Origin of the sequence: Caballeronia sp. GAWG1-5s-s (assembly GCF_023631445.1) — a bacterium.
GTDB lineage: Bacteria > Pseudomonadota > Gammaproteobacteria > Burkholderiales > Burkholderiaceae > Caballeronia.
In genome coordinates, this window is record NZ_JALQDC010000014.1 from 1 (window position 1) to 13924 (window position 13924).

19 protein-coding genes and 1 tRNA gene are annotated in these 13924 nt (G+C 61.2%); 1 reads left to right on the forward strand and 19 read right to left on the reverse strand.

Annotated features, from left to right (window positions below; translation table 11 throughout):
* Positions 1 to 437: 437 nt before the first annotated feature.
* The 7 genes from NCR34_RS12390 to NCR34_RS12420 all read right to left on the reverse strand — a co-directional run bounded on the left by NCR34_RS12390 (position 438) and on the right by NCR34_RS12420 (position 5543).
* Positions 438 to 513, reverse strand: a tRNA-Thr gene (locus NCR34_RS12390).
* A gap of 18 nt (positions 514 to 531) precedes the next feature.
* Complete coding sequence (locus NCR34_RS12395) at positions 532 to 1041, reverse strand: ClpXP protease specificity-enhancing factor (RefSeq protein WP_248320593.1); 510 nt, start codon at positions 1039 to 1041, stop codon at positions 532 to 534.
* 63 nt (positions 1042 to 1104) lie between these two features.
* The gene (locus NCR34_RS12400) at positions 1105 to 1716 is read right to left on the reverse strand and encodes a glutathione S-transferase N-terminal domain-containing protein (RefSeq protein ID WP_008344155.1); all 612 of its coding nucleotides are present in this window, start codon (positions 1714 to 1716) and stop codon (positions 1105 to 1107) included.
* 90 nt (positions 1717 to 1806) lie between these two features.
* A complete protein-coding gene (locus tag NCR34_RS12405; RefSeq protein WP_248320594.1) occupies positions 1807 to 2562 on the reverse strand; it encodes a cytochrome c1 in 756 nt (251 codons plus the stop codon).
* 22 nt (positions 2563 to 2584) lie between these two features.
* On the reverse strand, positions 2585 to 3967 hold the full coding sequence (locus tag NCR34_RS12410) for a cytochrome b (protein ID WP_250500053.1): 1383 nt from the start codon (positions 3965 to 3967) through the stop codon (positions 2585 to 2587).
* Positions 3968 to 4588, reverse strand: a complete 621-nt coding sequence (petA, locus tag NCR34_RS12415) for a ubiquinol-cytochrome c reductase iron-sulfur subunit (protein ID WP_175946553.1) — start codon at positions 4586 to 4588, stop codon at positions 3968 to 3970.
* A 208-nt stretch (positions 4589 to 4796) separates the two neighbouring features.
* Positions 4797 to 5543: a Nif3-like dinuclear metal center hexameric protein gene (locus NCR34_RS12420; RefSeq protein ID WP_248320596.1), complete on the reverse strand. Its 747-nt coding sequence runs from the start codon at positions 5541 to 5543 to the stop codon at positions 4797 to 4799.
* A gap of 20 nt (positions 5544 to 5563) precedes the next feature.
* On the opposite strand from NCR34_RS12420, the gene NCR34_RS12425 reads away from it, so the two are divergent.
* Positions 5564 to 6781: a S1C family serine protease gene (locus NCR34_RS12425; protein ID WP_175946549.1), complete on the forward strand. Its 1218-nt coding sequence runs from the start codon at positions 5564 to 5566 to the stop codon at positions 6779 to 6781.
* Positions 6782 to 6879: 98 nt separating this feature from the next.
* Here the strand turns inward: NCR34_RS12425 and tatC are convergent, their stop codons facing one another.
* The 12 genes from tatC to hisB form a co-directional block, all read right to left on the reverse strand.
* The gene (gene tatC, locus NCR34_RS12430; protein WP_248320597.1) at positions 6880 to 7656 is read right to left on the reverse strand and encodes a twin-arginine translocase subunit TatC; all 777 of its coding nucleotides are present in this window, start codon (positions 7654 to 7656) and stop codon (positions 6880 to 6882) included.
* Positions 7657 to 7700: 44 nt separating this feature from the next.
* Positions 7701 to 8234, reverse strand: a complete 534-nt coding sequence (gene tatB / locus NCR34_RS12435) for a Sec-independent protein translocase protein TatB (protein WP_248320598.1) — start codon at positions 8232 to 8234, stop codon at positions 7701 to 7703.
* A 36-nt stretch (positions 8235 to 8270) separates the two neighbouring features.
* Positions 8271 to 8504 carry a Sec-independent protein translocase subunit TatA gene (gene tatA / locus NCR34_RS12440; RefSeq protein WP_248320599.1) on the reverse strand — a complete coding sequence of 78 codons (234 nt, stop codon included), beginning with the start codon at positions 8502 to 8504 and terminating at the stop codon, positions 8271 to 8273.
* A gap of 151 nt (positions 8505 to 8655) precedes the next feature.
* On the reverse strand, positions 8656 to 9018 hold the full coding sequence (locus tag NCR34_RS12445) for a histidine triad nucleotide-binding protein (RefSeq protein WP_175946540.1): 363 nt from the start codon (positions 9016 to 9018) through the stop codon (positions 8656 to 8658).
* A 32-nt stretch (positions 9019 to 9050) separates the two neighbouring features.
* A complete protein-coding gene (locus tag NCR34_RS12450; protein ID WP_250500054.1) occupies positions 9051 to 9443 on the reverse strand; it encodes a DUF4870 family protein in 393 nt (130 codons plus the stop codon).
* Positions 9444 to 9486: 43 nt separating this feature from the next.
* Positions 9487 to 9855, reverse strand: a complete 369-nt coding sequence (locus NCR34_RS12455) for a phosphoribosyl-ATP diphosphatase (RefSeq protein WP_175946536.1) — start codon at positions 9853 to 9855, stop codon at positions 9487 to 9489.
* Positions 9852 to 10256: a phosphoribosyl-AMP cyclohydrolase gene (gene hisI, locus NCR34_RS12460; RefSeq protein WP_248320600.1), complete on the reverse strand. Its 405-nt coding sequence runs from the start codon at positions 10254 to 10256 to the stop codon at positions 9852 to 9854. Before hisI ends, NCR34_RS12455 begins: the two co-directional genes overlap by 4 nt.
* A 3-nt stretch (positions 10257 to 10259) precedes the next feature.
* Positions 10260 to 11033 (reverse strand): imidazole glycerol phosphate synthase subunit HisF, encoded by a 774-nt coding sequence (hisF, locus tag NCR34_RS12465; protein WP_175946532.1) that lies wholly within the window; start codon positions 11031 to 11033, stop codon positions 10260 to 10262.
* 91 nt (positions 11034 to 11124) lie between these two features.
* Positions 11125 to 11877 (reverse strand): 1-(5-phosphoribosyl)-5-[(5-phosphoribosylamino)methylideneamino]imidazole-4-carboxamide isomerase, encoded by a 753-nt coding sequence (hisA, locus tag NCR34_RS12470; RefSeq protein WP_175946530.1) that lies wholly within the window; start codon positions 11875 to 11877, stop codon positions 11125 to 11127.
* A 127-nt stretch (positions 11878 to 12004) separates the two neighbouring features.
* Entirely contained in the window at positions 12005 to 12646 is a 642-nt protein-coding gene (gene hisH, locus NCR34_RS12475) for an imidazole glycerol phosphate synthase subunit HisH (RefSeq protein ID WP_206467117.1), read from the reverse strand.
* On the reverse strand, positions 12643 to 13263 hold the full coding sequence (locus tag NCR34_RS12480; RefSeq protein ID WP_248320601.1) for a YchE family NAAT transporter: 621 nt from the start codon (positions 13261 to 13263) through the stop codon (positions 12643 to 12645). The genes hisH and NCR34_RS12480 overlap by 4 nt, the downstream gene beginning before the upstream one ends.
* 55 nt (positions 13264 to 13318) lie before the next feature.
* A complete protein-coding gene (gene hisB / locus NCR34_RS12485; protein ID WP_175946524.1) occupies positions 13319 to 13906 on the reverse strand; it encodes an imidazoleglycerol-phosphate dehydratase HisB in 588 nt (195 codons plus the stop codon).
* Positions 13907 to 13924: the final 18 nt, after the last annotated feature.

Genomic DNA, 13924 nt, shown 5'->3' on the forward strand with positions numbered 1-13924 from the left:
TTCAATGCCTGTTACTGTTTTCGGTTGTTTTACCAACCGGTCGCTCACTCAACGTACTGACGATGATTAATCCGTCTCTCGACAGATAAACCTTCCTCTGATACTTCGTGTGAGACTCTTGATACTTTTGCTTGACCAATTCCGTAGAACCGGCCGCACTTACCATCAAGCGCCCACACTTATCGGCTGTTAGTTTTTAAAGAGCAATCCGCCAAGACCTTTCACTTCGCCGCATCAAGCACTTAGCTCAACCGCTTCGTCTTGCGTCGCTGCATCAGCAGCAGAGAAACGAGATTATGTACGTCGTTTCGGTCAGTGTCAACAAGTTTTTGAAGCTTCTTTTTGACTCGCCTTTCGACTCTGACCTGCGAACGAATCGGCTCGCTTAAAGCAAACGGGTCGTGCGGACATCGCACGACCCGTCGACGCTCAAATCTTGGTGCCGGCTGCAGGACTCGAACCCGCCACCTGATGATTACAAATCAACTGCTCTACCAGATGAGCTAAGCCGGCGAAGGACGAGATTCTACTTCATTTAACGACTTTCAGGTGCGACCGGCCAGAGGATTTCGAAGCGTCGTCATCCGACAAACCTGACGGCGCATCTTCGCTCGACGAAGCGGCCCCAGCGCCCGACTGATCCTCCGCCTGGGACTCGACGTGACGAGTCTCCCGGTCGGCCGAGCGGGGCGCAGCCGATACACTGGGCTCGCTCGCGGAATGGGACGACGGCTCGACGGGGAACGCCATTCCCTGCCCGTTTTCGCGAGCGTAAATGGCGAGCACGTTGGCGACCTGGACCTCGATCTTGTGCGACTTCCCGGAGAAGCGCGCGCTGAACTCGATCCATTCGTTCCCCATCTGCAACTGGCTCGTCGCCTCGAAGCTGATGTTGAGCACGATCTCGTCATTGCGCACGAACTGCCGCGGCACGCGCGTCGCGCCGTCGACTCGCACAGCGATATGGGGCGTAAAACCGTTATCGGTGCACCATTCGTACAGCGCGCGCAACAGATACGGCTTGGTGGAAATTTCTTGCATCAACTTTCCTCTGCCGGAGCACGGTCGCGCGAACTCGCGCCCGGCGCGCCCCGTTCTCGCAAACTATCGACGCATCACCTTTTCGGAAGGCGTCAGCGCTTCAATATAAGCCGGGCGGCTGAAAATGCGCTCGGCGTACTTCATCAGCGGCGCGGCGTTCTTCGACAGCTCGATGCCATAGTGATCCAGACGCCACAAGAGCGGCGCGATCGCGACGTCGAGCATCGAGAATTCCTCGCCCAGCATGTACTTGTTCTTCAGGAAGATCGGCGCGAGTTGCGTGAGGCGGTCGCGAATCGCGCTGCGCGCCTTTTCGTGGTTCTTCTCGGCCGCCTTGCCCTTTTCGTTCTCGAGCGTGCCGACGTGCACGAACAGTTCTTTCTCGAAATTCAGCAGGAACAGACGCGCGCGCGCACGCTGCACCGGATCAGCCGGCATCAGCTGCGGGTGCGGGAAACGCTCGTCGATATACTCGTTGATGATGTTCGACTCGTACAGGATCAGGTCGCGCTCGACGAGAATCGGCACTTGACCGTACGGGTTCATCACCGCGATGTCTTCCGGCTTGTTGAACAGATCGACGTCGCGGATCTCGAAATCCATGCCCTTTTCGAACAACACCAGCCGGCAGCGCTGGGAGAACGGGCAAGTAGTGCCGGAATACAGAACCATCATGTTTTTAAGTCCCTTCAGTAAACTCGAAGGCCGGCCGCGGGGCTCCCTTCCGGGAGCGCCGCCGAGCCGACCCACGCCGTCGATGGCGTGCTATTTGATATCTCGCCAGTATGCCGCGTTCAGACGCCATGCGAGGAAGCTCAGGAGCGCCAGGAACAGCAAGACCCAGACGCCGAGGCGCTTGCGGGTCTGCTGGGCGGGTTCGGACATCCACGAAAGGTACGAAACCAGATCGGCCACAGCTGAATCATAATCCACGTTCGACATGGTGCCAGGCGTCACCTGAGTGTAACCCACGAATCTTTTTGTCTTTTCGCCGGTTTTCTCGTCCGTATCCGTCTCGAATCGCGCATCGCGGATGCCTTGCAGCGTCCACAGCACATGCGGCATGCCCACGTTCTCGAACACGCGATTATTCCAGCCCGTCGGGCGGGTCGGATCACGGTAGAAGCTGCGCAAGTACGTATAGAGCCAGTCCTTGCCGCGCGCTCGCGCCTCCACCGACAAATCCGGCGGCGAGGCGCCGAACCACGCTTTGGCGTCGTCCGGGCGCATCGCGATGCTCATGGTGTTGCCAATCTTCTCCGTCGTGAACAGCAGATTGTCCTGAATCTGCTTCTGCGTGAGCCCGAGGTCCGTCAGACGGTTGTAGCGCATCAGGCTCGCGCTATGGCAGTTCAGGCAGTAGTTTACAAATATTTGGGCGCCGTGCTGCAAGGACGCAAAATTGTCCGCGTTATCGGGCGCACGGTCCAGCACCGCTTCTTCCGCCGCGTGCGCTGGCGCCGCGCTGAACAAAAACATCGCCGCGCCGATCATCGCGAGAGTCGAGAGCCATTTTTTCATTGTGTCTTCTCCGGACGGGCGCTTAGTGGAGTTTGTAGTTCACTCGCTCGGGCGGCGTCTTGAATCGGCCGCGCGGCGTCCAGAAAGGCATGCCGAGGAAAAACGCGAAATAAATGAGCGCGCAGATTTGCGCGATGAGCGTCCCCGCCGGCGATGGCGGACGCGTTCCCAGGAAGCCGAGCACCAGGAACGCGAAGACGAAGATCGCGTAGAAGACTTTGTGAAAGAGCGGCCGGTAGCGGATCGACTTCACCGGACTGCGATCCAGCCACGGCACGAAGAACAGCGAAACGACCGCCGTGCCCATCACGACCACGCCCCAGAACTTGGATTCGGTGAGCGCCATGAACACGATCACCAAGAGCGCGAGCACGGGCAGCCCAATGCGCCATTTTCCGCGCGCGCGCAAAAGCGCGAACGCCCCGAGCAGCGCGATGATGATCATCAGCACGATCTTGAACGGATCCGTGGTCGCGCGCAGCATCGCGTAGAACGCGGTGAAGTACCAGACGGGCGCGATTTCGGACGGCGTCTGCAGCGGATTGGCCGGCACGAAGTTATTCGCTTCGAGGAAGTAGCCGCCCATTTCCGGCGCGAAGAAAATGATCGCCGCGAAAATCAGCAAGAAGATGCAGACGCCCATGAAGTCGTGCACCGAGTAATACGGGTGAAACGGAATACCGTCGAGCGGAATGCCGTTCGCGTCCTTCTTTGCCTTGATTTCGATGCCATCGGGATTATTCGATCCCACTTCGTGCAGCGCGACCAGATGCGCAACAACGAGCCCGATCAGTACGAGCGGAATCGCGATCACATGAAACGAGAAGAAGCGATTCAACGTGACATCCGACACGACATAATCGCCGCGAATCCACAGCGACAGATCCGGGCCAATGAATGGAATCGCCGAGAACAGATTCACGATAACCTGCGCGCCCCAGAACGACATCTGCCCCCAGGGCAGCAGATAGCCGAAGAACGCTTCCGCCATCAGACACAGGAAAATGGCGCAACCGAAAATCCACACGAGCTCGCGCGGCTTGCGGTACGACCCGTACATCAGGCTGCGGAACATGTGCAGATAAACGACGACGAAAAACATCGACGCGCCCGTGGAATGCATATACCGAATGAGCCAGCCCCACGGCACTTCGCGCATGATGTACTCGACCGATGCAAAAGCCAGCGTCGCATCGGGCTTGTAATTCATGACGAGAAAAATGCCCGTGACGATCTGAATGACCAGCACGAGCATTGAAAGCGAGCCGAAGAAATACCAGAAGTTGAAGTTCTTCGGCGCGTAGTATTCGGTGACGTGTTTCTTCCAGGTGGAAGTCAAAGGAAACCGGCGATCTATCCAGCCCAAGAAGCCCGTCGTTTCCACATCCTTGTCTGCGGTCGCCATTTAAGCCTCTCCCTTTTCGTCCTTGCCGATCACGAGTTGCGTCGCGGAAGTGAACATGTACGGCGGCACGTCCAGATTCTGCGGCGCGGGCTTGTTCTTGAAGACGCGGCCGGCCATGTCGTAGGTCGAGCCGTGGCACGGGCAAAGAAAGCCGCCGGGCCAGTTATCGGGAAGATTGGGTTGCGGACCTTCGGTGAAGCGCGGCGTCGGCGTGCAGCCGAGGTGCGTACAGACGGCGACGGCCACGAATATGTTCTTGTGATCGGCGCGGGAGCGGAACTCGTTGTTGCAGTACTCCGGCAACGGCATCGAGAATTCCATTTTGGACTTCGGATCGGCCACTTCGTTGTCGGCCTTCTTCACGTCGGACAGCATTTCGTCCGTGCGATTCACGATCCACACCGGCTTGCCGCGCCAGGCGACCGTCATCATTTCGCCCGGCTTGAGTCCGCTGATATCGACCTCGACGGGTGCGCCCGCCGCCTTGGCCTTCTCCGACGGAGCGAACGAACCAACAAAGGGAACCAGCGTTGCCACACCTCCGACACCACCCGCCACGGTCGTCGTAATCAGCCAGGTACGGCGGCCGCCATCGACGCGCTTATCGTCCTTGTCTCGCATCACACGCCCCACTTCTGAGTTGGATTTATACCGTCACATCAGTGTTCCGCCGCTAGTGTGCGCGAATGGAGTTGCCATTTACAAGGGCCGTTCGGGGAAAATTACCCGGATTTAACGAACCTTCCGGGTTTTCCCCACGTTTTCGTGCGTTCGCGTGAAGCGTCTTTTCATCGCTCCAGCCGGGCTTGAGCGACGAAGAATCGCCACTTCAGACCGGATTATCGATATCGATAAACACATGCTCGATGTCGAACTCTTCGGACAGGTGCGCGCCGACGGCCTGCACGCCATAACGCTCCGTCGCGTGATGCCCCGCCGCGATATACGCCACGCCGGATTCCGCCGCGATGTGCATCGTCTGCTCGGACACCTCGCCGCTCAGATACACGTCGGCGCCCGCGTCGATGGCCTGTTCGAAATAGCCCTGCGCGCCGCCCGTGCACCACGCGACGCGCCGCAGTTCGCGGTCGGCGTCGCCGAACACGAGCGGCTTGCGACCGAGCGCATTCTCGACCGTCGCGGTGAAGTGCTCGAGCGAAAGCGGCATGGTGATCGGCGCGACCCAGCCGATGTCCTGATCGCCGAAACGGCCGTCGGCAATGAGGCCGAGCCGCGCGCCGATCTGCGCGTTGTTGCCGAGTTCCGGATGCGCGTCGAGCGGCAGGTGATACGCGAATAGATTGATGTCGTTGGCGACCAGCGTGCGCAGCCGCCGATGCTTGCGCCCCGTGATCTGCGGCGCCTCGTTGCGCCAGAAGTAGCCGTGATGGACGAGCACCGTGTCCGCGCCCCACTCCAGCGCGGCTTCCAGGAAGGCGAGCGATGCCGTCACGCCGGTCGCGATTTTCTGAACGCGGCGCGTGCCTTCCACCTGTAGGCCGTTCGGGCAATAGTCCTTGAAGCGGCCGATTTCCAGCAGGTTGTTCAGATACAATTCGAGTTCGATCCGATCCATGAAATCCTCTATCCCTTCAAATGCTTAGACGCTTCTGGCTGTTTTTTGCCCAAGCGGTCACCGTGCTTTTGGCTCTGATGTTCATCATCGCGACCCTGAAACCGCAGTGGCTTCAACGTCAGGGCCAATTCGGCAAGCAACTCGCCGAGCCGATCGTCGCGTTACAGGAAGTGGCGCCGAGCATCGGCTCGCGCCCGCTCCAGTCGTCGTATGCGGACGGCGCGCAAAAGGCGATGCCCGCGGTGGTGAACGTGTTCTCCAGCAAGGACGGCAATCTGCCGGCGGACCCGCGAGCCAAAGACCCGCTTTTCCGCTACTTCTTCGGCGACAAGAACAGACGCAAGAACGACGAGCCTCCCGCGTCGAATCTCGGGTCAGGCGTCATCGTCAGCTCGGAAGGTTACATTCTAACGAACCAGCACGTCGTGGACGGTGCGGACCAGATCGAAGTCGCGCTCGCGGACGGGCGCACGTCGAGCGCGAAGGTGATCGGCGTCGATCCCGAAACGGACCTCGCCGTGCTGAAGATCGCGCTGACGAACCTGCCGAGCATCACGCTCGGGCGAATGGACCAAACGCACGTCGGCGATGTCGTGCTGGCGATCGGCAATCCGTTCGGCGTCGGCCAGACGGTGACGATGGGCATCGTGAGCGCGCTCGGGCGCAATCACCTGGGCATCAATACGTTCGAGAACTTCATTCAGACCGACGCGGCGATCAACCCCGGCAATTCGGGCGGTGCGCTCGTCGACGTGAACGGCAACCTGCTCGGCATCAACACCGCCATTTATTCACGTAGCGGCGGCTCGCTGGGCATCGGCTTCGCCATTCCGGTGTCGACGGCGCGCAGCGTGCTGGAGAGCATCATCACGACGGGCACGGTCACGCGCGGCTGGATCGGCGTCGAACCGCAGGACGTGACGCCGGAGATCGCGGAATCGTTCGGGCTCGATCAGAAATCCGGCGCGATCGTCGCGGGCGTGCTGCAAGGCGGCCCGGCGGATAAAGCCGGCATCAAGCCCGGCGATATTCTCGTCAGCATCAACGAGGACACGATCACCGACACCACGCGCCTCTTGAACGTGGTTGCTCAGATCAAGCCGGGTACGTCCGTGAAAGTGCATCTGATGCGCAAGAACAAGGAACTGGACGTGAACGTGATGATCGGCAAACGGCCCGCGCAGCCCAAGGCGCCGCAGACGCCGGACGAAGATCAGGGCGATCAGGGCGACGAATAACGCGCCGAGCGCTCAAAAAAGGCAGCCTCGGCTGCCTTTTTTATTGCGGAGAACACGCGTTCGGTCCGACGGACGCTGCGACAATCGGCCGCAGCTTCTTATTTCACGGTGAGCTCTTCGCTCTTGATCGCCTCTTTCCCGACAACCAGCCGCGCCGCCACGATTCCCGCTTCGTACAAGATGATGAGCGGAATCGCCAGAATGAGCTGCGAGAAGACATCCGGCGGCGTCACCACCGCCGAGATGATGAACGCGCCGACGATTACATACGGCCGGATCTGCTTGAGCTTCTGAATCGACACCACGCCCATGCGCGCGAGCAGCACGACGACGATCGGCACCTCGAATGTGACGCCGAACGCAAGGAACATGGTGAGCACGAAACTCAGGTAATTGTCGATATCCGTCGTCATTTCCGCGCCGAGCGGCGCGTTGTAATGCGCCATCACGCGGAAAATGGTCGGGAACACGACGAAATACGCGAACGCCATGCCGCAGAGAAACAGCGCGTAGCTGCTCGACACCAGCGGCGCGACCAGCTTCTTCTCATGCTGATAGAGCCCCGGCGCGACGAACGCCCAGATCTGATACAGCACGAACGGCAACGCGATGACGAAGGCGACGAGCATCGTCACTTTCATCGGCACGAAGAACGAGCCGGTGACGTCGGTGACGATCATCTTGCCGTCGCGCGGCAAGTTCTGCATCAGCGGACGCGCGAGCAGTTTGAAGATGTCCGGCGCCCAATACACCAGCCCGACGAAAACGACGATGACCGAAGCCCCCGCGCGGATGATGCGATCGCGCAGTTCCACCAAATGGGAGATAAACGTCTCTTCGACGGGCTCGTCTTTATTGAATTGCGGGTCGCTCACGCCGGCCCTCGGTTTGGATCATCGATGGAAGAAATGCGGCCGTGTCAGAAGAATTTCGTCGGACGGCGCAAGCTTGCAGGCGTATGACGCGCGACGCGGGCCGCGCCCGACTGCACGCGCGTGCGGCGCGCGGTGGTGCGCTTGTACCAGTTAGGAACCGCCGTCTGCTTGACGCGCCAGTTCTTGCGCTTCGCCGGCGCGAACGTCGAGTTCACCCAAGGCTTGTCGGAAGCGCCGCTTTCATCTTCAGGCGACGCCGCAGCGCCTCCCGCGATGCTCGGCTCGACCGACGTGCCTTCCCTCCACGCATCGTTCAGTTCGGACTCGTGGCGTCGCAGGTTGTCGTGAATCGTCGATTCGACGTTCGACGCCGCCGTCTCGAACTGCGTGCGCATCTTTTTGAGTTCGTCGAGTTCCATCTCGCGCGCCACCTCCGACTTCACGTCGTTGATGTAACGCTGAGCGCGCCCGAAGAGCGCGCCCGCCGTGCGAGCGACGCCGGGCAAGCGCTCCGGCCCGAGCACCACCAGCGCGACGACGCCGATGAGCGCCATTTTGGTCAGACCAAGATCGAGCATTGAAGGAACTGTGCAGGGTTACGTTCGCCCGTTCGATTAGCGGTAGTCGCCCGAACGCGTCTTGTCCTTCGCTTCCACGTCCACCGTGTCGCGCGGCAGTTGATCGCGCTTATCGGTCGACGCGGGGTTCTCTTCCTCACGCATGCCTTCCTTGAAGCCGCGAACCGCGCCGCCAAGATCACCGCCGATATTGCGCAATTTCTTCGTGCCGAAGACGAGCGCCACGATCAGCAGAACGATCAACCAATGCCAAATGCTTAACGAACCCATGAATGAAAACTCTCCTTATTCCGCCGCAAAAGCCTTTCCGCGACGGAAGGCTGGCCTGCAGCTCGAGCCGAAGCAATGCCGCCTCGGCTATCAGTATCGATTTTGCGCGCCCAATATGGCATTGGAAAGCAAAACGCCGATGAAACCGGCGTCAGCCCATTCGCCGCCACGGACGCGCCCCAGCCAGAAGATGCGCATGAATGTGATACACCTCCTGCCCGCCGCCTGGCCCGGTATTGATGACCGTCCGGAACCCGGTATCCCCACCCGTGTAGGAAACGCCCAAATCTTTCGCGAGACGGCCAACGAGACTTAACATTCTACCAAGCAGCGGCGCATCGCTTTCGGAACAGTCCGAAAGCGTCTCGATGTGCTGACGCGGAATCACGAGCACATGAACCGGCGCGGCCGGGTTGATGTCGTTGAACGCGACGAATTCGTCGTCCTCGTAGACTTTCGTGCTGGGAATCTGCCCGGAGGCAATCTTGCAGAAGATGCAGTTGTCTTGGCTCATGAATGTGCGTACTCCGTTGCCAGGCATCGCCGCTAGAACCACGTCTGCGGGTCGATCGGTTTGTTTTCGTAGAGAAACAGCCAGCCCTTGATGACGCGATACAGCGTCCAGATGCCGACTGCGGACAAAGTGAGAAAGCCGACGCCCACGAACAACAACGCGACGCCGATCACATGGCCGAGCACCGCCCACCAGAACGTGCGGATTTGCCAGGAAAAGTGCGCCTGATACGGCGTGCCCACCGTGTCGCCGCGCTTCAGATAATTGATGATGATCGCGACGAGCACGGTCAGCCCGCCCGTCAGCCAATAGAGCGCGTACAGCGCGTAAAGGATGTGCGTGAGCGTGCGCAGGCTGCGCAGCCGCTCGTCTTCCGCCGGCGTCTGATACACAGGCGGCGGGTACGGTCCATCGAGCCCGGCCATGCTTGCCTCCTTCGCTCGCGCGAGAAAGTGGGCGAACGCCTCGTCAGCCGCCGTTTTGTTCGCGCTCGCGCGACTTGCGCAGCGCCTTCTCCTCGATGCCCGACAAGCCTTCGCGCCGTTCCAGTTCGGCGACTACGTCGGCGGGACTCAGGTCGAAGTGCGACAACATCACGAGACAATGAAACCACAAATCGGCGACCTCGCCGACGAGCGCCTTCGGCGCGCCGCCGTGGCGCGCGTCCTTCGCGGCGAGCACGACTTCGGTCGCTTCCTCGCCGATCTTCTTCAGGACCGCGTCGTCACCTTTATGAAAGAGTCGCGAAACGTAGGATTGTTCCGGATCGCCGCCTTTCCGGCTGTCGATAACGGCGGCAAGGCGAAGCAGCGTGTCCAGCGTGGTGGCTTGCGTCATTTGTAGATGCTTTCTGGGTCTTTTAGGACCGGCTCGACGGCGACCCACTCGCCGCCCTCGGCCGTTCCCTCGAATTTCTGGAAGAAGCAGGAATGGCGGCCCGTATGGCACGCGATGCCCGACACCTGCTCGACCTTGAGCAGCACGACGTCTTCATCGCAATCCAGCCGCACTTCGTGCACGTGCTGGACGTGCCCCGACTCTTCGCCCTTGAACCACAGGCGCTGTCGCGAGCGCGAGAAGTACACGGCGCGCTTCAGTTCGATGGTTTTCGCCAACGCTTCGCGGTTCATCCACGCGAACATCAGCACGTCGTTGGTCGATGCTTCCTGCGCGATGACGGGCACGAGGCCGTTCGCGTCCCACTTCACCTTGTCGAGCCAATTCGTCGGGTCGCTCACGGTTCAGATCCTCACCGAAATGCCTTGATCGGCCATGAAACGCTTCGCTTCGCCGACCGTATGCTCGCCGTAGTGGAAGATGCTTGCGGCGAGCACGGCGTCGGCGTGCCCTTCGACGATGCCGTCCGCCAGATGCTTCAGCGACCCGACGCCGCCCGACGCGATCACCGGCACGGGCACGGCATCCGACACGGCCCGCGTCAGCGCCAGATCGAAGCCGGCTTTCGTGCCATCGCGATCCATGCTGGTCAGCAGGATTTCGCCCGCGCCGAGTTCGGCCATCTTGCGCGCCCATTCCACTGCGTCGATGCCGGTCGCCTTGCGCCCGCCGTGCGTGAACACTTCCCAGCGCGGCGGCTCGCCTTCGCCCGACACGCGCTTCGCGTCGATCGCGACGACGATGCACTGCGAGCCGTGCTTGTCCGACGCGTCGCGCACGAGTTGCGGATTCGCGACCGCCGACGAATTCATGCTGATCTTGTCCGCGCCCGCGTTCAGCAAACGCCGGACGTCCTCGACCGCGCGCACGCCACCGCCGACGGTGAGCGGAATGAAGACCTGCGAGGCCACCGCCTCGATGATCGGCAAAATGAGATCGCGCTGGTCGGACGTCGCGGTGATGTCGAGGAACGTGAGTTCGTCGGCGCCCTGATCGTCGTAGCGTCGCGCGATTTCGACGGGATCGCCCGCGTCGCGCAGTTCGACGAAGTTGACGCCCTTCACCACGCGGCCAGCGGTCACGTCGAGACAGGGGATGATGCGTTTTGCGAGAGCCATGTTCTAGCTACTGCCGGTTCGGTACGGTTGAGGGCGGCCAGCGCCGCCCGGCGCGCTTCAGTGTGCTCGCGCGAGAAGCCGGAAATGCGGCTCAGGCGTCGTCTGCTTCGCGCAGCGCGTCGGCGCGGGTTTGCGCCGCCTTGAAGTCGAGGTCGCCCGAATAGATCGCGCGACCGCAGATCACGCCTTCGATGCCTTCGTCCTCGACTTCGCAGAGCGATTCGATGTCCGCGATGCTCGACAACCCGCCGCTTGCGATCACCGGAATCTTGACCGCTTGCGCGAGCCGGACGGTCGCGTCGATGTTGATGCCCTGAAGCATGCCGTCGCGGCCGATGTCCGTGTAGATGATCGACTCGCAGCCGTAGTCCTCGAACTTGCGGCCGAGGTCCACGACTTCGTGGCCGGTCAGCTTGCTCCAGCCGTCGGTGGCGACCTTGCCGTCTTTCGCGTCCAGTCCGACGATGATGTGCCCGCCGAACGCGCTGCACGCGTCTTGCAGGAAACCGGGATTCTTCACCGCCGCCGTGCCGATGATCACGTACGAAAGGCCGTCGTCCAGATAGCGTTCGATGGTGTTCAGGTCGCGGATGCCGCCGCCGAGCTGCACCGGAATCTCGCTGCCCACTTCTTCGATGATCGCCCGAATGGCGTCGCCGTTCTTCGGCTTGCCCGCGAACGCGCCGTTCAGATCGACGAGGTGGAGTCTGCGCGCGCCCTTGTCGACCCAATGCCGGGCCATCGCCGCCGGATCTTCTGAAAAAATGGTCGCCTGGTCCATATCGCCTTGCTTCAGGCGCACGCACTGACCGTCTTTGAGATCGATGGCCGGAATGAGCAGCATAGGTATCGCGTATCTTCTGGGTGAAAGTGATTGAAACGGCCGCGCGGGCCGTCTCGCTAGTGTAGTACAAGTCTCGCGGCACTCAATCGTGCGGAGGCGCGGCCGCCAGGCTAACGCGCGACGCCGCTCACGGGTTCCAGTGAACGAAGTTGCGGTACAGGCGCAAGCCCGCGTCGGCGCTCTTTTCCGGGTGAAACTGGGTCGCGAAGATGTTGTCGCGCGCAACCGCCGACGTGAACGCATCGCCGTAGACGGTTTCGCCCGATGTGTGCGCCGGGTTCTCCGGCGCGACGTGATAGCTGTGCACGAAGTAGAAGAACGCGCCGTCCGCGATGCCGTCCCAGACCGGATGCGCCTGCGTCTGACGCACGCGGTTCCATCCCATCTGCGGCACTTTGAAGCGCGAGCCGTCGTCCTGCACGCGGCCTTCGAGCTGAAAACGCACCACTTTGCCCGGGAACAGCCCGAGACCGCGCGTGTCGCCTTCCTCGCTCCAGTCGAAGAGCATCTGCTCGCCGACGCACACGCCGAGCATCGGCTTTTCGCGCGACGCCTGCATCACCGCTTCCTGCAGGCCGGACTGCCCGAGGTGCGCCATGCAGTCGCGCATCGCGCCCTGTCCCGGCAGCACGATGCGATCGGCCGCGTGAATGGCCTGCGGCTGATCGACGATCGCCACGTCCGCGTCGGGCGCGGCCTTCTTCAGCGCCTGATACACCGAGCGCAGGTTGCCCATTCCGTAATCAACAATCGCAATCGAAGTTTTCATTTCAAGGTAGGCATCAGGGCCTTCAAGCCGTTGACGATGAATTCCACCGCCAGCGCGGACAGCATCAATCCCATGAGACGCGTGCCGATATTGATTCCGGTGCGCCCGACCCAGCGCGCGATCGGCTCCGCGAGATTCAGCGCGCCGAAGCACAACGCCGCGATGATCGCGCCCAGCACGACGAGCCCGAAGCGGTCGTACCAGTGCTGCGCACTTGCAGCATAGACGATCACCGTGCTGATCGATCCCGGGCCCGTGAGCAGCGGAATGGCGAGCGGCACGACTGCGATGCTGTGGCGCTCTTCCGCTTCCATACGCTCTTCGGGCGTCGAGCGCGCGTTGCCCACTTGCGCGTTCAGCATGCTGATCGCCATGAGCAGCATGATGATGCCGCCGCTTACTTCGAACGATCCGACCGAAATACCGAAGAACGCGATGATCTGCTGCCCGAGCAGCGCCGTTACGGCGATCACGCAGAACACCGAAATACACGCGACGCGGATGGTGTTGCGCTTCTCCACGTCCGATTGCTGCGAGGTGAGGCTCAGAAAAAACGGTATCGCGCCGATCGGGTTGATCAGCGCGAGCAAGGATATGAACGACTTGAAAAGATCCATCGCGAATGGTCGGCCGAGTTGAACGCTGTGCGGCGCCGAATCGGCAAACGGCTGATCAGAGACTGCCTTTGGTCGATGGAATCTGTCCCGCCGCGCGTTCGTCGACTTCGACGGCCATGCGCAGCGCGCGGCCGAAGGCCTTGAACACGGTCTCGACCTGATGATGCGCGTTGATGCCGCGCAGGTTGTCGATATGCAGCGTCACGCCCGCGTGGTTCACGAAGCCGCGGAAGAATTCGATGGTGAGATCGACATCGAACGTGCCGATGCGCGCACGCGTGAACGGCACATGGAATTCGAGCCCCGGCCGCCCCGAAAAGTCGATCACGACGCGCGACAGCGCCTCGTCGAGCGGCACGTACGAATGACCATAGCGGCGAATGCCCTTGCGATCGCCGATGGCCTTCGCCACCGCTTGCCCGAGCGTGATGCCGGTGTCTTCGACGGTATGGTGATCGTCGATATGGAGGTCGCCATGCGCTTCGATTTCGAGGTCGAACAGGCCGTGACGGGCAATCTGGTCGAGCATGTGATCGAGAAACGGCACGCCGGTGGCGAGCTTCTGCTTGCCGGTGCCGTCCAGATCGAGCTTCACACGGATCTGCGTTTCGCTGGTGTTGCGAACGACTTCCGCAATGCGCATGGTGTTTCCTTGAGACTT